The organism is Streptomyces sp. NPDC058239 (assembly GCF_042882185.1).
Lineage (GTDB): Bacteria > Actinomycetota > Actinomycetes > Streptomycetales > Streptomycetaceae > Streptomyces.
This window is the reverse complement of record NZ_JBHVWS010000033.1, coordinates 24,655-42,471: the sequence shown is the minus strand read 5'-3', so window position 1 is coordinate 42,471 and position 17,817 is coordinate 24,655. Positions and strand designations below refer to the sequence as shown.

18 protein-coding genes and 1 pseudogene are annotated in these 17,817 nt (G+C 70.8%); 5 read left to right on the top strand and 14 right to left on the bottom strand.

Going from position 1 to position 17,817, the window contains the following annotated elements:
• Positions 1 to 41: 41 nt before the first annotated feature.
• Positions 42 to 1,025, top strand: coding sequence for an asparaginase (locus ACFVYE_RS29365; protein ID WP_389607689.1), 984 nt, complete (start codon positions 42 to 44; stop codon positions 1,023 to 1,025).
• A 64-nt stretch (positions 1,026 to 1,089) separates the two neighbouring features.
• On the top strand, positions 1,090 to 2,340 hold the full coding sequence (locus tag ACFVYE_RS29360; protein ID WP_383959903.1) for a GNAT family N-acetyltransferase: 1,251 nt from the start codon (positions 1,090 to 1,092) through the stop codon (positions 2,338 to 2,340).
• 186 nt (positions 2,341 to 2,526) lie between these two features.
• Here ACFVYE_RS29360 and ACFVYE_RS29355 read toward each other — a convergent pair.
• Positions 2,527 to 2,838: pseudogene (locus ACFVYE_RS29355) on the bottom strand (ABC transporter); the annotation flags it as partial.
• Between the two features lie 128 nt (positions 2,839 to 2,966).
• Here ACFVYE_RS29355 and ACFVYE_RS29350 point away from each other — a divergent pair.
• Entirely contained in the window at positions 2,967 to 3,740 is a 774-nt protein-coding gene (locus tag ACFVYE_RS29350; RefSeq protein ID WP_383959905.1) for a TetR/AcrR family transcriptional regulator, read from the top strand.
• Positions 3,741 to 3,854: 114 nt separating this feature from the next.
• Here ACFVYE_RS29350 and ACFVYE_RS29345 read toward each other — a convergent pair whose 3' ends face one another.
• On the bottom strand, positions 3,855 to 4,058 hold the full coding sequence (locus ACFVYE_RS29345; protein ID WP_383959907.1) for a hypothetical protein: 204 nt from the start codon (positions 4,056 to 4,058) through the stop codon (positions 3,855 to 3,857).
• Positions 4,059 to 4,156: 98 nt separating this feature from the next.
• Here ACFVYE_RS29345 and ACFVYE_RS29340 point away from each other — a divergent pair, with 98 nt between their 5' ends.
• Positions 4,157 to 4,837, top strand: a complete 681-nt coding sequence (locus tag ACFVYE_RS29340; protein WP_389607688.1) for a TetR family transcriptional regulator — start codon at positions 4,157 to 4,159, stop codon at positions 4,835 to 4,837.
• 45 nt (positions 4,838 to 4,882) lie between these two features.
• On the opposite strand, the gene ACFVYE_RS29335 is transcribed toward ACFVYE_RS29340, so the two are convergent.
• The 12 genes from ACFVYE_RS29335 to ACFVYE_RS29280 form a co-directional block, all read right to left on the bottom strand.
• Positions 4,883 to 5,386, bottom strand: coding sequence for a hypothetical protein (locus tag ACFVYE_RS29335; RefSeq protein WP_383959911.1), 504 nt, complete (start codon positions 5,384 to 5,386; stop codon positions 4,883 to 4,885).
• Between the two features lie 120 nt (positions 5,387 to 5,506).
• Complete coding sequence (locus ACFVYE_RS29330; RefSeq protein ID WP_383959913.1) at positions 5,507 to 6,028, bottom strand: DUF2199 domain-containing protein; 522 nt, start codon at positions 6,026 to 6,028, stop codon at positions 5,507 to 5,509.
• Between the two features lie 58 nt (positions 6,029 to 6,086).
• Complete coding sequence (locus ACFVYE_RS29325) at positions 6,087 to 6,581, bottom strand: pyridoxamine 5'-phosphate oxidase family protein (protein WP_389607687.1); 495 nt, start codon at positions 6,579 to 6,581, stop codon at positions 6,087 to 6,089.
• A gap of 49 nt (positions 6,582 to 6,630) precedes the next feature.
• The gene (locus tag ACFVYE_RS29320) at positions 6,631 to 8,085 is read right to left on the bottom strand and encodes an MFS transporter (protein WP_383959917.1); all 1,455 of its coding nucleotides are present in this window, start codon (positions 8,083 to 8,085) and stop codon (positions 6,631 to 6,633) included.
• 88 nt (positions 8,086 to 8,173) lie between these two features.
• Positions 8,174 to 8,662 carry a MarR family winged helix-turn-helix transcriptional regulator gene (locus ACFVYE_RS29315; protein WP_383959919.1) on the bottom strand — a complete coding sequence of 163 codons (489 nt, stop codon included), beginning with the start codon at positions 8,660 to 8,662 and terminating at the stop codon, positions 8,174 to 8,176.
• 133 nt (positions 8,663 to 8,795) lie between these two features.
• Positions 8,796 to 9,698 (bottom strand): oxidoreductase, encoded by a 903-nt coding sequence (locus ACFVYE_RS29310; protein WP_383959921.1) that lies wholly within the window; start codon positions 9,696 to 9,698, stop codon positions 8,796 to 8,798.
• A 297-nt stretch (positions 9,699 to 9,995) separates the two neighbouring features.
• On the bottom strand, positions 9,996 to 10,619 hold the full coding sequence (locus ACFVYE_RS29305; RefSeq protein WP_383959922.1) for a hypothetical protein: 624 nt from the start codon (positions 10,617 to 10,619) through the stop codon (positions 9,996 to 9,998).
• 272 nt (positions 10,620 to 10,891) lie between these two features.
• A complete protein-coding gene (locus ACFVYE_RS29300; protein WP_389607686.1) occupies positions 10,892 to 11,203 on the bottom strand; it encodes a hypothetical protein in 312 nt (103 codons plus the stop codon).
• A 13-nt stretch (positions 11,204 to 11,216) separates the two neighbouring features.
• Positions 11,217 to 11,633, bottom strand: coding sequence for a VOC family protein (locus ACFVYE_RS29295; RefSeq protein WP_383959926.1), 417 nt, complete (start codon positions 11,631 to 11,633; stop codon positions 11,217 to 11,219).
• 10 nt (positions 11,634 to 11,643) lie between these two features.
• On the bottom strand, positions 11,644 to 12,114 hold the full coding sequence (locus tag ACFVYE_RS29290; protein WP_389607685.1) for a helix-turn-helix transcriptional regulator: 471 nt from the start codon (positions 12,112 to 12,114) through the stop codon (positions 11,644 to 11,646).
• 251 nt (positions 12,115 to 12,365) lie between these two features.
• Positions 12,366 to 14,756, bottom strand: coding sequence for an ATP-binding cassette domain-containing protein (locus ACFVYE_RS29285; protein WP_389607684.1), 2,391 nt, complete (start codon positions 14,754 to 14,756; stop codon positions 12,366 to 12,368).
• A gap of 413 nt (positions 14,757 to 15,169) precedes the next feature.
• A complete protein-coding gene (locus ACFVYE_RS29280) occupies positions 15,170 to 15,526 on the bottom strand; it encodes a VOC family protein (RefSeq protein ID WP_383959934.1) in 357 nt (118 codons plus the stop codon).
• Positions 15,527 to 16,282: 756 nt separating this feature from the next.
• On the opposite strand from ACFVYE_RS29280, the gene rox reads away from it, so the two are divergent.
• On the top strand, positions 16,283 to 17,710 hold the full coding sequence (gene rox / locus ACFVYE_RS29275; RefSeq protein WP_389607683.1) for a rifampin monooxygenase: 1,428 nt from the start codon (positions 16,283 to 16,285) through the stop codon (positions 17,708 to 17,710).
• Positions 17,711 to 17,817: the final 107 nt, after the last annotated feature.

Genomic DNA, 17,817 nt, shown 5'->3' with positions numbered 1-17,817 from the left:
GACCCTTCCGGGGGCGGGTCCGCCCGTCCCGGAAGGCCACCATGACCTCCAGCGCCGCCCCCGCCGCTCCCTCCGCCATATCCCCCGCCCACCCCGTCCTGGCCGAGGTCGTACGGTCCGGCTTCGTGGAGGGCCGGCACCGGGGCTCGCTGGTCGTACTGGCCGCCGACGGCAGCGTGGAGCGGGTTCTGGGCGACCCGGCGGCACCGGTCTTCCCGCGCTCCTCCAACAAGCCGATGCAGGCCGCGGCGGTGCTGCGGGCCGGGCTCGATCTGTCCGGGGAACGGCTGGCACTGGCCGCCGCGAGCCATTCGGGCGAGGACTTCCACCTCGAACTCGTGCGCACGATGCTCGCCGAGAACGGACTGACGCCCGGCGATCTGCAGACCCCGCCCGATCTGCCGCTGGATCCGGCGGAGGCGGAGGCGTATCTCGCCGCGGGCCATGTCCGGGACCGGATCACCATGAACTGCTCCGGCAAGCACGCGGCGATGCTCGCGGTGTGCGCGGTGAACGGCTGGGACCGGGCCTCGTACCTCGACCCGTCGCACCCGCTCCAGCAGCTGGTCCACCAGGTGGTCGAGGAGGCCGCCGGAGAGCCGGTCGCGGCGGTCGGTACGGACGGGTGCGGGGCTCCGCTGATGGCGATCAGCCTGGTGGGTCTGGCGCGGGCCTTCCGTTCGTTCGTGCTGGCGGAGCCGGGGTCGGCGGAGCGCCGGGTCGGGGACGCGATGCGGGCCCACCCCGAGTACGTGGCCGGAACGCGCCGTCCCGACACCTGGCTGATGCGGGAAGTGCCGGGCACGCTCTCCAAGATGGGCGCGGAGGCGGTGCAGGCGGTGGCACTGGCGGACGGCCGGGCACTGGCCTTCAAGATCGACGACGGTGCGACGCGGGCACTCGGTCCGGTGCTGGCACAGTCGCTGCGTCTGCTCGGCATCGACGCCCCGGTGGTCTCCCGGATCGGACGCACGCCTCTGCTGGGCGGCGGCGGCGAGGTCGGCGAGATCCGGGCAGCGTTCTGACCGGATTCCCCGTCGGCGGAAAAACCGGGCGACATTCGGCGAGCCGGTATCTAGCGTGGGGTCCATGCGCCTTGACGTCCGTGCGATCGCCGAATCCGAGTACCCCGGCTGGCTGCAGGCCCTGAACACCGGCTTTCTGCGCCCGCCGGTGGTGACGGGTGAGGAGGTCGCCGGCCGCCTCCCGCATACCGACCTGGCCCGTACGCAGGGTGCGTTCGACGGCGGGCGGTGCGTGGCCACGTTCCGTTCGTTCGCGCAGGAGCTCACGGTCGTCGGCGGCGCCACGGTGCAGGCCGACGCGGTCTCCAACGTCACGGTGTCTCCCACGCACCGCCGTCGCGGGCTGCTCAGCCGGATGATGGCCACGGACCTGGCGGCGGCGAAGGAGCGCGGCGACGTGGTCGCCACGCTGATCGCCGCCGAGTACCCGATCTACGGGCGGTACGGTTTCGGCCCGGCGGCGTGGACCACCGAGTGGGAGATCGACGTACCGCGGGCGGGCCTCGACCCGCGCTGGTCGGGGCCCTCCGCACAGGACGGCGGCCGGATCGACCTGGTGAGCGGCGCGGACGTACGCAAACTGGGCCCGGCCCTCCACGACCGGCTGCGCGCCCGGCAGCACGGCGCGGTCAGCCGCGACACACGCTGGTGGGAAGTGAACACCGGCGAGAACCTGTTCGGCCCCGAGACCTGGACGGAGCCCTTCTACGCCGTCTACAGCAACGCGGACGGCGAGCCCGACGGCCTGATCGCATACCGCGCCGACGACAACTGGGGCGACGCCAAGCAGCCGCTGAACCGGGCCACGGTGCTCGGCCAGATCGCCGTCACCCCGGCCGCGGAGCGCGCGCTGTGGCACTTCGTCTGCTCGATCGACTGGATCACCACGGTCCGCACCGGCCGTCGCGCCCCCGACGACCTGCTGCCCCTCCTCCTCCCGGACCCGCGCGCGGCCCGCATCGTGACCCAGGCGGACTGGCTGTGGATACGAGTCCTGGACGTCGTACGCGCCCTGGAGGCCCGCTCCTACGCGGTACCCGGCGCACTGACCCTGGACATCCACGACGCCACGGGCCTGACCACCGGCCGCTACCGCCTCGACACCTCCCCGTCCGGCGCCACCTGCACCCCCACCACGGCCGGCGCCGATCTCACCCTGGACGTGCGGGAGTTGGGGACCCTCTACCTGGGCGACGAGTCCCCGGCCCGACTGGCGGCCCTGGGGCGCATCAAGGAACTCACGCCGGGTGCGGTGGCACTGGCGGAAGGGATGTTCCGGGCGGCGCGGCGGGCTTGGTGCCCGGATGTGTTCTAGGGTCTGCCGTCAAACAGCCGTCCGGATCCAACCACCTTTGCGGCAAACGGAGTTGTAGCGTTCTTCCGTGACCTCCGAGCGCGCACAAGCGATGTCCGCCGGGTGATGACCGCGTCTGTGTTGCGTCTGCTGATGCGCAGGGAGCGCCCGGTCGTGGTGGCGGCGTGCGCGAGAGGGGCAAGGGCTTCGGTGTCCCGCGACGCGTGACTTCAGCGCGTCCGCCGTTCCTTCGGCGACGATTCGTCCCCGGTCGAGGACGGCGATGCGGTCGGCCGGCCGGTCCGCCTCCTCCAGGTACTGGGTGGTGGCGCCCTGGTTGACGAGGTCGCGGACCACCTGCCGGAGCTGCTGCCGGCTGCGTGGGTCGAGGCCGGTTGTCGGCTCGTCGAGGAAGAACACCTCCGGTTGCGGACTGCCGACGAGCCCTGCCGCCAGGTCGAGCCTGCGCCGCATGCCTCCGGAGTACGTACGGGTGGGGCGCCGGGCCGCGGCGGTGACCTGGTGAGGCCGTGTGCCTCGATCACGCCTGTCATGGGTGCGCCCATCCCTTCAGCGTATGACATACGCAATAGTGCGTAAGGGTTACGAATAACTAGGGTGGTCGTCAAGGGAAGGTGGGGTTTCAGGTGACTGAAGAGAAGGGCCCGTCGGGCGGTACGGGCCTGCCGGCCAGCATCGAGGCCGCCTGGGGGCTGCGGGAGCGCCCGGCCAAGGGGCCGAAGCCCGGGCTGAGTCTGGCCCGCATCGTGGACGCCGCGGTGGCGGTGGCGGCGTCCGAGGGGCTGGGGGCGGTCTCGATGGGGCGGGTCGCCAAGGATCTGGGCGCGTCGACGATGTCGCTGTACCGGTATGTGTCCGCCAAGGGTGAGCTCTATGTCCTGATGCAGGAGGCGGCGATGGGTCCGCCGCCCCAGCTGCCCGCGCCGGAGAGCGGCACCGGCTGGCGGGAGGCGCTCGCGCAGTGGGCGTGGGCGCAGCGCCGGGTGTTCCACCGCAATCTGTGGATGCTCCGCATCCCGATCTCGGGCCCGCCCGCCAGCCCGAACTCCGTCGCCTGGTGGGAGCAGGGCCTCCAGGCTCTCGAAGGCACCGGCCTGAGCGCCGGCGAGGAGGTCTCCGTCATCCTTCTGGTCAGCGGGTTCGTACGGAACGAGGCGCTGCTGACGGGTGATCTCGCCGCCGCAGTCGAGGCGCGCGGCATCCCGGCGCAGGAAGTGATGGACGGGTACGCCCGCACCCTGGACCGGCTCGTCGACCCCGTACGGCATCCGTCGCTCTCCCGACTGCTGAAGTCCGAGGTGATGGGGACGCCGGACGAGCCCGACCACGAGTTCAGGTTCGGGCTCGAACGCGTGCTGGACGGGGTCGCGGCCCTGGTGGAGGCGAGGGCGCGGGACTGAGGGGGCGAGGCCGGGCCCACGCCGCCGGATGTCGGGCTTCCCGCGCTGAGGACAACGCTTCCGCACCCGATGCCGGGCCTGCGTGCCCCGGCGTCGGGCTTCTGTGTTCCGGCGTCAGGCCTCCGCGCTGAGCGGCACCTTGCCGCCCGGGCTGCGCGCCTCGATCGTCCCACCCGAACGGATCCGGGTCTCCACGAAGCCGATGTCAACGTGGCTCACCTCGATCACCACCTCACCCGGACCCGCCACCGGTCCGGGCAACTCAGCCGCCACCAGCACCTGCGGACCGCCCAGCTCCCCGACCAGCACCGCACGCATCTGGATCACAACCTTCCGGCTGTCGGCGGCCGGCTCGTCCGGCGCCCGTCCGACCGCCCTCGGACGTCAAGTCCGGTTGAGGTCAAGGCGTACGCTTCATGGTCATGAGCGGAGAGAAACCCTGGCCCGGGGCGGCGGTGCATACGGCCCCCGCAGCCTCTGCGGCCCATGCGCCGATGAGCCTGCGTGAGCGGAAGAAGCAGCTGACGTACCAGGCGGTCTCCGATGCCGCGATCGCGATGTTCCTGGAGCGGGGCTTCGACAAGGTCTCGGTGGCGGAGGTGGCGGCCGCCGCGGACATCTCCAAGCCGACGCTGTTCCGGTACTTTCCGACCAAGGAGGACCTGGCTCTGCACCGGTTCGCCGACCATGAGGACGAGGCGGCCCGTGTCGTCGCCGCCCGCGCGGACACCGAGTCCCCCCTGGACGCCCTGCGCCGTCACTTCCTGGACGGCCTGGAGCGGCGCGACCCGGTGACCGGGCTCTGTGATGTGCCTCAGGTGCTGGCGTTCATGCGGTTGCTGTACGGGACGCCGTCCCTGGTGGCCCGCATGTACGCCTACCAGGGCCGCTCGGAGGCGGCCCTCGCACGTGCGCTGGGCGACCGGGTACGGGACAGGCTGGCCGCGGGCCAGATCATCGCCGTACAGCGCATCCTGGGCCTGGAGAACTGGCGGCGGATCGACGCGGGGGAGAGCGCGGACGAGGCTTACGGCAGTGCGGTCGAAGCCGCCGAACTCGCCTTCGCGCAGCTGCGGTCGGGGCTCGGGGAGGAGTAAGGGGCGGCAGCGGTGGACGGGCGGTGTTCGCGTCGGTGTGCGGGGCTATTCGGACGGGCGGCAGTCGTCGGCGCTGCCCGTGAACACGATCGAATCGCTGTGCATCGGCGGAGGACCGCTGCCGGTGACGTTCAAGCTCCATCCGCTCTTCTTGAGGGTCGCGTAGATGAACGTCTCCCGTTCGGAGCGGTCACTCACCCGCCAGCCGGCCGCCTCCAGTGCGGCAACGGCACCGGCGAAGGAGCCCTTCGGCTTCGCCTTCCGCTTCTCCGGCTCCGTGTAGCGCCCCCAGGCGAAGGAACACCCGACGGCGGATTCCTCCTTCGCGCCCCTGCCGCTCTCCATGACGCCGACGATCAGGTCGGGCGACTTCGTCACCCCGGCCCCGGCGACGACGGCCGTGACCTCCTGCTCGGTGACCTGCCGGGTGCGGGGCCGTTCCGGCGGCGTCCCGACGTACATGCGTACCGCCACCAGCGCGAAGGCCGCGAGCACCGCCGCACCCGTCACCGCCACGACAGGGCGCACCCGGCGGTGTCGCTCAGGCACGGAGGTCTTCGGCGTGCAGCACCGCTTCGGCGATCTCCCGCACCCGGCGGTGTCGCTCAGGCACGGACGTCCTCGGCGTGCAGCACCGCTTCGGCGATCTCCCGCACCCGGCGGTGTCGCTCAGGCACGGACGTCTTCGGCGTGCAGCACCGCTTCGGCGATCTCCCGCACCCGGTCGCGCGTGATGCCGGTGCGCTGTTCCACGGCGAGGGGGTGGTCGGTGGGTTCCAGCTCGATCCGGGGGCGCAGGCCGATCGGGCGGGTGTGGGCGTTCGTCTTGAGGTTGGTCGTGCGCGGCGAGTACAGCCCCAACTCGGTGCTCAGCCAGCCGAAGTACGGCTGCTCGGACTCACGGCCGGGGGTCTCCCACACATCGAGGGCACGGGCGAAGTTCTCCCGGCTGAGCGAGACCCAGACGCCCCAGGAGAAGGGCTCCTCACTGCCGAGGACGGGTATCTCGATCAGACCCTTGATGAAGTAGTGCTGGTGTCTGACGATGCACTGGTCCGAGGAGAGCATGCTGTCGGGATCGCTCTCCAGGCTTGCGTCCCAGACATCGGGTGCCATGGTCGAGTACCCCATCGGGAGTTCCGTGTGGTGTTCGCCGCAGCAGGAGCAGGTGTAGCCGGGGTCGATAGCCATGGGCGGGATCCTAGGCCCTGCGGTCCCGGGGGCGGCGGGCGTTCCGTGCCCGGCACGGTCAGTCCTCGGCCGGCATGTCCAGTGCTGTTCCGTACAGCCTGGTGACCCGGAGCCGGATCACCACGCGCCGGTCCGCGACGATCTGCTTCAGGAAGGCCGTCTCTTGCGCGGGGGTTTCGAAGCCGGGGGTCAGGGAGAGCAGTTCACGGCCGGTCGCGTCGCCGGGCACGGTGGTCGGCTCCGACACCTCCGCCTCCCCCTCTGCGACCGCGAACGACCAGACGTCCGGGCCTTGTACGTGCAGGGAGGCGTGCGGGTCGTTGCGCAGCTGACGCACCTTGAGGCGGTCGGCGGTGGTGGACACGCGCACGACGCGCTCCTCGGGGTTCCAGTCGTAGAGGACGGTCGACAGGTGCGGGTGACCGGTGCGCCGCACGCTCGCCAGGGTCCCGAACTGCTGCTTCCGGAGCAGTCGCGACAGCTCTCGGTCGGTGAGTGCGCGGGGAGCGGGGCCGGTCCCCGGCGGCTGTTCGGTGGTGTTCTGCGCGTTCATGGTTCGGCCTCTCGGAAGGTTTGTGGGGGTGGGGTGTACGGGTGCGGGCTCAGGCGGCGGGCCCTCGCTCGGGGCGCCGCAGCACCGCGAACGCGATGACGAACGCGGCCACGAGGAGCCCCGTACCGACGGCGAAGGCCAGGTGGTAGCCCCCGGTCAGCGCCTCGGCGCGGCCGAGGCCGTCCGCGAGCAGGGTGTCGGTACGGGCGGCCGCCAGCGTGGACAGCACCGCGACGCCGATGGCCATGCCGATCTGCTGCGTGGTGTTGAACAGTCCGGATGCGAGCCCGGCATCGCCGTCCCCCGCCCCCGACATGCCGAGCGCGGTCAGCGCGGGAAGGGCGAGCCCGAAGCCCGCGGCGAGCAGCATCACCGGGAGCAGATCGGTGACGTAGTGCGCATGTACGGGTACGCGGGTGAGCAGGCCGAGGACCCCGATCAGCAGGATCAGCCCGGCCAGCAGCACATTCCGGTCGCCGAACCGTGCGATCAGCCGGGCCGAGACGCCCAGTGACACGGCTCCGATGACGGCCGCCGCCGGGAGCATGGCGAGACCGGTCGCGGCGGCACCGTAACCCAGCACGTTCTGGAGGTAGAGGGCGACCAGGATCTGGAACGAGAACAGCGCGGCCACCATGAGGACCTGGACCAGATTGGCGCCGGAGACACTGCGCGAGCGGAGGATCCGCAGCGGCATGAGCGGGGTACGGGCGGTGGCCTGGCGGGCGACGAACGCGACGAGCAGTACGAGGGTGAGCGCGCCGAGTCCGAGCGTGGGCGCAGACACCCAGCCGTACTCCTCGACCCGGACGACGGTGTAGATGCCCAGCATCAGCCCTGCGGTCACGAGGAGCGCGCCGATGACATCGGCTCCGGCGGCCCGGCCGAGGCCGTGGTCGGCGGGCAGTACGCGCACCGCGACGACGAGGGCCGCGAGCCCGATCGGCAGGTTGATGAAGAAGATCCAGTGCCAGTCGAGGGCGTCGGTGAGAACCCCGCCGAGCACCTGTCCGATCGACGCCCCCGCCGCGCCCGTGAAGCTGAACACGCCGATGGCCCTGGCGCGTTCACCGGGCTCGGTGAACAGGGTGACGAGGATGCCGAGGCCCACGGCGGAGGCCATGGCACTGCCGACGCCCTGCAGGAAGCGGGCGGCGATCAGGACGCCGGGGGAGACGGCGGCGCCGGCGAGGAGCGAGGCCGCGGTGAAGACGGCGGTGCCCGCGACGAACATGCGCTTGCGGCCGATGAGATCGCCGAGTCGGCCGGCGAGCAGCAGCAGGCTGCCGAACGCGATCAGGTAGGCGTTGACGACCCAGCTGAGGCCGGCGGGCGAGAAGCCCAGGTCTTCCTGGACGGCGGGCATCGCCACGGTCACGATCGAGCCGTCGAGGACGGTCATCAGCAGGCTGGTGGCGATGACGCCGAGGGCGAGCCGGCGTGAGGCGTGCGAAACGGGTGCGGATACGGGTGCGGGAGGGGCGGAGGCAGCAGGGGCAGACATGGGGCTCTCCTGTCGGAAGGATCGACAAGAGAGACCGTAGCAGATGGTTTTGTTGCAGACTATTTGTTTCGGGTCTTGTTGTTGCGGACTACTTCTTGCTCTGGCGTGCGCGGCGGGCGGTCCCGGGGCTCTCCTCCGGGGTGGCCAGATGGTCGCCGGCCAGCTGATTCAGGGCCCGCAGAAGGGCTTCCCGGTCGCCGGAGGGGAGGGTCTGCAGCGCGTCCTTGTGCACCCGGTCGACGATCCGCCGGCTCTGCTCGGCGAGCCGGGCGCCCTTCTCGGTGACCGCGATGATCCGGGCCCGCCGGTCCCGGCTGGACGGCCGGCGTTCGGCGAGGCCCGCGCTCTCCAGGGCGTCCACGGTCACCACCATCGTGGTCTTGTCCATGTCGCCGATCTCGGCGAGCTGGATCTGGGTGCGCTCCTCCTCCAGGGCGTGGACGAGTACGCAGTGCATGCGCGCCGTCAGCCCGACCTCGGCGAGCGCCGCCGACATCTGGGTCCGCAGGACGTGGCTCGTGTGGTCCAGGAGGTAGGAGAGGTCCGGTGTGGTGCGGGCGGGTGCCATGGCGGTCATGTGTACCAGCGTAACAATTCGGACTGTGGTGGATAGTCTGCAAGCGGACGTTCCGGCCCCGGTCCGTACGGAGGGAACGCGTCGGCGTCCACGCCGGGGCCGGGGCCGGGCCGGTCGGCCCTTCCCGATTCGGTTACTCGCGACGCCCGAGCAGTGCCATGTCGTCCTCGTCCAGAGTCAGTCGGCCGGCGGCCATGTTCTCCTCGAGGTGGGCGAGCGAGGCGGTGCCGGGGATCTGCACGATGGAGGGCGAGCGGGCCAGCCCCCACGCGATGGCGATCTGGAACGCCGTCGCACCGTGCCGCTCCGCGACCTTGCGGAGGTTCTCGCCGCTGAGATCGGTGAATCCGCCGCCGAGCGCGAAGAACGGCATGTACGCGATACCGGCGTCCGCGCACTCGTCGACGAGCGCGGCGTCCGCCTGGTCGAGTACACCGAACCGGTTCTGTACGGCAGCGACCGGTGCGATCGACCGGGCCTCCGCGAGCTGCCCGGCCGTCACATTGCTGACGCCGAGCTGCCGGATCAGCCCTTCCTCGCGCAGCGCGGCCAGCACGGCGAACCGCTCGCCGAGCGACTCGGCGACATCCGATCCCAGCCGCCCCACGCGCAGATGCACCAGGTCGAGGACGTCGACCCCGAGGTCCTCCAGATTCCGCTCCACCTCCCCGCGCAGCTGATCGGGACGGGCCTCGGCGTACATCTCACCGGTCTCGTCCCGCAGCGGGCCGACCTTGGTGGCGATGGTGACGTCCGCGGGGTACGGATGAAGGGCCTCGCGCAGGAGGTCGTTGGCGCGGTGGGTGTCGGAGAAGTAGAAGGCGGCGGTGTCGATGTGCCGCGCCCCGAGTTCGACGGCGCGCCGCGCCACGGCCACAGCGGTCGCGGTGTCACCGGCGGGCCCGCTCCACCGCCCCGGCAACTGCATCGCGCCGAAGCCGAGCCGGGGGATGGTGACGGTGCCGCCCAGTTCGAAGGTGCCGGGGCCGGGGAGAGGCGCGGAATCCGGGGCCGAGTCGATCGGTGAGGAGGTCATGGGGGGCAGCATGGCTGCCGGAGGACCGGATCGTCACATTCATTATTGCCGGTCACGGGCACGGCATTCCGAGACCGGCCGGGCCCGGCTGCCGCGAGGCAATGACCTTTGACCCGGCGCCCGGAACGAGAGCCTTCCTGCCCCACCCGCTCCGCGGAGTCCAGGCGTCCCATGCCCGCGATCCGAGCCACGCGCCCGCCACCAGCACGGATTCGGCCATGGTGGCAACCTGGCGCGGCGGTCCCACCGCTCGCCCCGGTTCTGCCCAGGTGCGGCGGGGGCGCATCCGAGTCCGTGTCAGCCGAGCGGGGAGGCGTGGCCCGGCCTGCACCCGGAAGGGACGCTGTTGCCGCTGATGTCGAAGTCCCCGCAGGTGAGAAAGACATCGTTGAATTTGCCGAGCACAAAGGCGAGCCCGCCGACGACCGCGACGACGCCGATGACCATCCTTCGCTGGCGTACGGAGAGTTCCGATTCCCCGAACAGCAGGAGCTGCAGGAGCACCCAGGTCAGCAGCGGGGTGCCGATGATGCTGAAGACACCGCCCACCACGAAGAGCGCCTCGCCCTGCCAGTTGCCGCTGCGCGGCACGATGGCTGCGAGCCCGATCCACGCGCTGGGCAGGGCAAGGCAGGCCCAGTACACCCAGCCGTGCCGCGGCCCGCGTTCGCGCATCAGCAGGCCGGCCAGCAGTACGGCCGTCGACACCGCCCAGAGGGTGAGCATCTGGTAGTAGAAGATGACGTTGTAGGCGCCGAGCGTGAAAGCGGGCTCCCAGACCGCCAGCGCTCCGCCGCCAGCGATCACGGCGGTCCTCGGCACCACCGAGGCCCCGCGGCCGCCACGCGTGCGGCTGGGGGCGGGGGTTGTGCCGTCGCCTGCGCTTGCGTCTGCAGCGCGGGCGACGTCGTCGTCATCCATGGGAACCCGTCTCCGGCATGGGGATATTTCGGCACACATTACCCAGAGCTGAGATCCTGCCGGGCGGTCTGTGCGGTCGGCCGGGCGGAAAAGGGCGGACCGCTCCGGGCCGCCCCGGACCGCCACCGGCTCACCCCGCGGCTCCTATGGCCGGCGCCATGCGAAAGGCCACGTACCGCCGCCTCATGACATGCAGTCAGCCGATCGGCGATGCGTTGAGCAAACAACGACCTCCGACGGGCAGAGTCAGCCCACGACCGCAGGCGTACTCGTCAGCTCGCCTGCCGGCTCACCCGCTCCGCCAGGAAGTCCTCCCAGGTCCGCTCGCCCGCAGCGGCACCCTCCGGCGTCAGATTCTCGCCGGCCCGGTACGCGCGGCCGGCCGTTCCCGGCATCCGGACCGGCATCATCGACCGGCGCCCGCCGTGGGCCTGCAGGCATCCGTGGGCCGGGTCGGCCATCCCGTACACCTTCGGCCCGGCCGGATCGGGCACCGGACCGGCCGGGTGGGCGAGCCTGAGTTCCACGAGCCGGGCCGCCACTTCGCGCGAATCGACCGGCTGGAACCTGAGTCCGCCCGGCACCGGTACGACCGGCTCACTTCCCGAGGGGCTGGTTGAAGCGCAACAGGTTGCCGGCGGGGTCGCGGAACGCGCAGTCGCGGACGCCGTAGGGCTGGTCCATCGGCTCCTGCAGCACCTCGCCGCCCGCGGCGCTGACGCGCTCGAAGGTGGCGTCGCAGTCGTCCGTCGCGAAGATGACGCCGCGCAGCATGCCCTTGGCCATCAGCTCCGCCATGGCCTGTTTGTCGGCCGGTGAGGCGTTCGGGTCGGCGGCGGGCGGTTCCAGGACGATGCTCACGTCCGGCTGCGAGGGCGCTCCGACGGTCACCCAGCGCATCCCCTCGAACCCGACGTCGTTGCGTACCTCGAGGCCGAGCACATCGCGATAGAAGGCGATCGCCTTGTCATGGTCGTCGACGGCGATGAAGCATTGGGAAACGCTGATCTCCATGCTGTTCACGCTACGGCCCGGCAGCGGGGCTCGGTCCACCGTTCCTGACCGGCCGCGTGTGGATCTTGGCCATGCAGGCCGGGATGGCGGCGCCATGGTCATGGCTCCGGGCCCGGTAGGCGCTCGGGCTCTCGCCGACCAGCTGGGTGAAGCGGGAGCTGAACGACCCCAGTGACGTACAGCCGACCGCGAAGCAGACCTCGGTCACCGTGAGGTCGCCGCGCCGCAGCAGCGCTTTGGCCCGCTCGATGCGGCGGGTCATCAGGTAGCCGTATGGCGTCTCGCCGAAAGCGGCGCGGAAGCTGCGGGAGAAATGGCCCGGCGACATCAGGGCGTCACGCGCCAGCGCCGGGACGTCGAGCGGCTCGCCGTAGTCACGGTCCATCCGGTCGCGGGCCCGCCGCAGCCGGACGAGGTCGTCGAGGTTCTGCCGTCTCACCTGACGAGTTTCCCACAGCTCCCGAGGCCGGTGACGGAGCATGGACGACGCCCTGGAGCCGGAGCTGACCGCGGGCGAGCCGGGCGACCGGCTCGGCGATGACGACCGCGAGGCTTGCGTCCGCGGCAGTCATCGCCGAAGCCCTCGGGTACTCCCCCGGGGCGGCCGGTCCTGCTCGTCCTGCTCGTCCTGCTCGGACACGTCTCGCCACCGGTCGAGTGGGACGAGCCGGAACATGGGACGAGTCGAAACAGATGAGAGAACTCGTCCCACGGTGTCCGCGAGGGCCCCGGTCAGGTGCCGACGTAGGCCGCGAGGTGCTCGCCGGTGAGGGTGGAGCGGGCGGCGACGAGGTCGGCGGGTGTGCCCTCGAAGACGATCCGGCCGCCGTCGTGGCCGGCGCCGGGGCCGAGGTCGACGATCCAGTCGGCGTGCGCCATGACCGCCTGGTGGTGCTCGATGACGATGACCGACTTGCCTGAGTCGACGAGCCGGTCGAGCAGGCCGAGCAGGTGCTCGACGTCGGCGAGGTGGAGGCCCGTGGTCGGCTCGTCGAGGACGTAGACGCCGCCCTTCTCGGCCATGTGCGTGGCCAGCTTGAGCCGCTGCCGCTCGCCGCCGGACAGCGTGGTCAGCGGCTGGCCGAGGGTGAGGTAGCCGAGCCCGACGTCGGCGAGCCGTTCGAGGATCTTGTGCGCGGCCGGCGTATGCGCCTCGCCGGCGCCGAAGAACTCCTCGGCCTCGGTCACCGACATCGCGAGCACCTCGCTGATGTCGCGACCGGCGAGGTGGTATTCGAGCACCGATGCCTGGAACCGCTTCCCCTCGCACTCCTCGCAGGGGCTGGCGACGCCGGCCATCATCGCCAGGTCGGTGTAGATGACGCCGGCGCCGTTGCAGGTGGGGCAGGCGCCCTCGGAGTTGGCGCTGAACAGCGCCGGCTTCACGCCGTTGGCCTTCGCGAACGCCTTGCGGATCGGGTCGAGCAGTCCGGTGTACGTCGCCGGGTTGCTCCGTCGCGAGCCCTTGATCGCGCCCTGGTCGATCGAGACCACACCCTCGCCGGCGGGAATCGACCCGTGCACGAGCGAGCTCTTGCCGGAGCCGGCGACGCCGGTGACGACCGTCAGCACCCCGAGCGGGATGTCGACGTCGACGTTCTGCAGATTGTTCGCTGTCGCGCCGCGGATCTCCAGGGCGCCGGTGGGCTTGCGCACCGTCTCCTTCACGGCGGCCCGGTCGTCGAGATGGCGGCCGGTGACGGTGCCGCTGGCCCGCAGCCCCTCAAGGGTGCCCTCGAAGCAGACGGTGCCGCCCCCCGTACCGGCGCCGGGGCCGAGGTCGACCACGTGGTCGGCGATCGCGATCGCCTCCGGCTTGTGCTCCACGACGAGCACGGTGTTGCCCTTGTCCCGCAGTCGCAGCAGCAGGTTGTTCATCCGCTGGATGTCATGGGGGTGCAGTCCGATCGTCGGCTCGTCGAAGACGTAGGTGACGTCGGTGAGCGACGAGCCGAGGTGCCGGATCATCTTGACGCGCTGCGCCTCGCCACCGGACAGCGTGCCCGACGGCCGTTCGAGCGAGAGGTAGCCGAGCCCGATCTCCACGAACGACTCCAGGGTGTGCCGGAGCGCGGCGAGCAGCGGCGCCACCGACGGTTCCTTGAGGCCGCGGACCCATTCGGCCAGGTCGCTGATCTGCATCGCGCAGGCGTCGGCGATGCTGATCCGCTTGATCTTCGACGAGCGGGCCCCCTCGCTGAGCCGGGTGCCATCGCACTCGGGGCAGGTGGTGAACGTGACCGCCCGCTCCACGAACGCCCGGATGTGCGGCTGCATCGCCTCCTTGTCCTTGGACAGGAACGACTTCTGGATCTTGGGGATCAGTCCCTCGTAGGTGAGGTTCACACCCTCGACCTTCACCTTGGTCGGCTCCCGGTGGAGGAAGTCCTGCATCTCCTTCTCGGTGTACTTGCGGATCGGCTTGTTCGGGTCGAGGAGGCCCGACTCGGCATAGACCCGTACGGTCCAGAAGCTGTCCGACTTCCAGCCGGGGATGGTGAACGCACCCTCGGCGAGCGACTTGGAGTCGTCGTAGAGCTGGGTGAGGTCGATGTCGGAGACGGTGCCCCGGCCCTCGCAGCGCGTACACATGCCGCCGGTGCGGTTGAAGGTCGCTTTCACCGCCTTCTTGGCACCGCGCTCGACGGTGATGGCACCGCTCGCCCGGACCGAGGGGACGTTGAAGGCATACGCGCTGGGCGGGCCGATGTGCGGCTTCCCGAGCCGGCTGAAGAGGATGCGCAGCATCGCGTTGGCGTCGGTGGCGGTGCCGACCGTGGAGCGGGGGTCGGCACCCATCCGCTGCTGGTCGACGATGATTGCGGTCGTCAGCCCGTCGAGTACGTCGACCTCGGGCCGCGCCAGCGTCGGCATGAAGCCCTGTACGAAGGCGCTGTAGGTCTCGTTGATCAGCCGCTGCGACTCCGCGGCGATCGTGTCGAACACCAGCGAGCTCTTGCCCGAGCCGGAGACTCCGGTGAACACCGTCAGCCGGCGCTTCGGGATCTCGATGCTGACGTCCTTGAGGTTGTTCTCGCGCGCGCCATGCACGCGGATCAGATCGTGGCTGTCGGCAGCGTGCAGCGCAGGCGACTGCGTGTCCGTCCTCGGGGCCATGCTCATCGTGTCTCCATCTGTTGGGCGGGGCCGCCTTCGCGGTCTCCGCCGGCGTCGCCTGGCTCGATCCGACCGGCTTCGAGCGTACGTCCGGTTCTGCTTCGCTTCGGCCCGTGGAGCCTCTGGGCCCCGGCCACGCGGTGTGCACGCCGAGGCGTCAGACCAGCCGGCGGCCGTCGCGCATCAGCTCGCGGTCGGGCAGTCGGTCCACCTCGCGCCAGGCCTGGACGCGGCGCGGGGAGATGCGGAACCAGCGGTACGGGGTGGCCGGCGCACGCGGGTCGAAGCCGGTGCGCGCGGCGGACCGGTCACCCGCCGCTGCCGGCAGCGCGTCGATCCGAGGACATCGACTTCGCCTTCGGTCACGGAAACGTCGCGGGTGCGGCCCGGCCCCGGCCGAACGGGAGCGGGGGCGGCACTCATCGGTCCTGAAGCAGCCCGAGGACGTTGCCGTCGGGGTCGGTGACGGTGGCCACCAGGCGGCCGCCACCGACGTCGTGTGCGGGCTCCTTCACGGTGGCACCCGCGGCGGTCACCTCGGCCAGCTTCGCCTCGATGTCCGGCACGTGCCAGTAGGCCACCGGTGAGGTCATGCCCTGCTGTCCACCGCCCGGCACCAGCCCGATGTGCTGGCCCGCGGCCTCGAAGCCGACGTAGTAGGACTCGTCGGCCTGCGGCGCTGCGCCGAGCAGGGCGGCGTATACCTTCTTGGCCCGCGCCAGGTCGGTGACGGGATGCAGCACGGTCTTGATTCCCTGGGTGGAAGAGCCGGTCATGATCACTCCTGAAGTCGTGCCGGTCGGGATCGGCTTGAAGACGAACGGGAAGTGCGGAATCCGACAGCCCGATCGCCCCGGATGGCGATTTCGCCGTTGGCCACGCTAGCTGCGGCTCGGGGGCCGGCGCTTCTCGATTCCTGATCGGTCTGTCACCTGTTCCGCGACGCCCGACGGGATCCCCGCCGTCACGCGCGTCGCGTGGCGCCGATGGACGCCGGGCGGCCCACCGACCATGTCGGTGAAGCGACTGCTGAAGATGCCCGGCGACGGCAGCCGGCCGCGATACAGACCTCGGTGCACCCCTCGGTGAGCCGGCCCTGCTGAAGAGGGCGAAGAACCTCTCGTTCCGCGGCTGTGTCCGCAGGCCCATGGGAGGTCCTCCTGGACCGCCGGCATCGCCGTACGCGGTGTGTCACCGCTTCGGGAGGAGCTTGTCCGTCCACAGCGGACGACAAAAGGCAAAGGCAAGGAGGTCACCCACTCCTTGCCACTCTCAACATATAGCGCACCGGGGGGCTTGCGGCAAGGCCCGGGTCGTGCCGCAGAATGGCCGGCCAAGGCCAGAACCTGCGGAAACAACAGCTTTGCGAAGTATGTGAGTTGTTGCCGATGTATGGGTTGCGCGGGAACGCCGAACCGCCGGTGGGACTTGCGGTGCGGTTGCGGGGATTCGGCGCGGAGGTGCGGGTGTGCGCGCCGCCGGACTGCGCGGAGCGGCTGGCCGGAATTCAGTTTCGTTCAATGGGGGCTTTCATGATTGACGTGATCGTGGTCGGCGGCGGACCGACCGGCTTGATGCTGGCCGGCGAGTTGCGGCTGCACGGCGTGCAGGTGGTCGTGGTGGAGAAGCTGGCCGAGCCGACCGGGGAGTCCCGCGGGCAGGGCCTGCACGCGCGCAGTGTCGAGATGATGGACCAACGCGGCCTGCTGGACCGGTTTCTTGCGGTCAGTGAGAAGTTCCAGGCCGGCGGTTTGTTCGGCGGCATCCACAAGCCGTGGCCGGATCGGTTGGACACCGCGCACCCGTACGGCCTCGCCACCCCGCAGCCGGTCACCGAGCGGCTGCTCAACGAGCGCGCCGTCGAACTCGGTACCGAGATCCGGCGCGGCTGCGAAGTGGTCGGGCTGAGCCAGGACGAGGACGGGGTGACTGTCGAGCTGGCGGACGGCACACACCTGCGCTCGCGTTACCTCGTCGGGTGCGACGGCGGCCGCAGCGCGGTGCGCAAGCTGCTCGGCGTCGGTTTCCCCGGCGAGCCCGCCAAGGTCGAGACGCTGTTGGGCGAAATGGAGGTGACCGAGGATCCGGCGACGATTGCTGCCGTCGTCGAGGAGGTCCGCAAGACCCAACTGCGGTTCGGCGTCGGCCCCAACGAGGACGGGGTGTGCCGCGTTGTCGTGCCCGCGGACGGGGTGGCCGAGGACCGTGCGACCGCGCCGACCCTCGAGGAGTTCAAGAAGCAGCTGCGGGCGGTCGCCGGCACCGACTTCGGCGTGCACTCGCCGCGCTGGCTGTCCCGGTTCGGCGACGCCACCCGGCAGGCCGAGCGCTACCGGGTCGGCCGGGCGCTGCTGGCCGGCGACGCGGCGCACATTCACCCGCCGACCGGCGGGCAGGGGCTCAACCTCGGCGTGCAGGACGCGTTCAACCTCGGCTGGAAGCTGGCCGCCGCGGTCAACGGCTGGGCACCGGAGGGGCTGCTGGACAGCTACCACGCCGAACGGCACCCGGTGGGCGCCCGCGTGCTGGACAACACCCGCGCGCAGATCACGCTGCTGGGGACCGATCCGGGTGCGACCGCGCTGCGGGAGCTGTTCTCGAAGCTGATGGACTTCGAGGAGGTGAACCGGTACGTGACCGGGATCATCACCGCGGTCGAGGTCCGCTACGACTTCGGCGAGGGGCATGAACTGCTCGGTCGGCGGATGCGGGACGTGGGACTGAAGCAGGGGCGTCTCTACGAGCTGATGCACGGCGGCCGCGGGCTGCTGCTCGACCGGACAGGCCGGCTCTCGGTGGCGGGCTGGGCAGATCGGGTCGACCACGTCGTCGACGTCAGCGAGGAACTGGACGCGCCCGCGGTGCTGCTGCGGCCGGACGGCCACGTGGCGTGGGTCGGTGAAGATCAGCAGGATCTGCTCAGCCGGCTGCCCAAGTGGTTCGGCGCTGCCGTCGGCTGAGCGCAGTTGTGGCCCGAAAGGGTGGGCCGTTGTGATTGCGTGAGACGGGACACGACGGGTGTCCTGCACATGCGACACCTGTTGTCCTGCCCCATGACTGTGGGCAG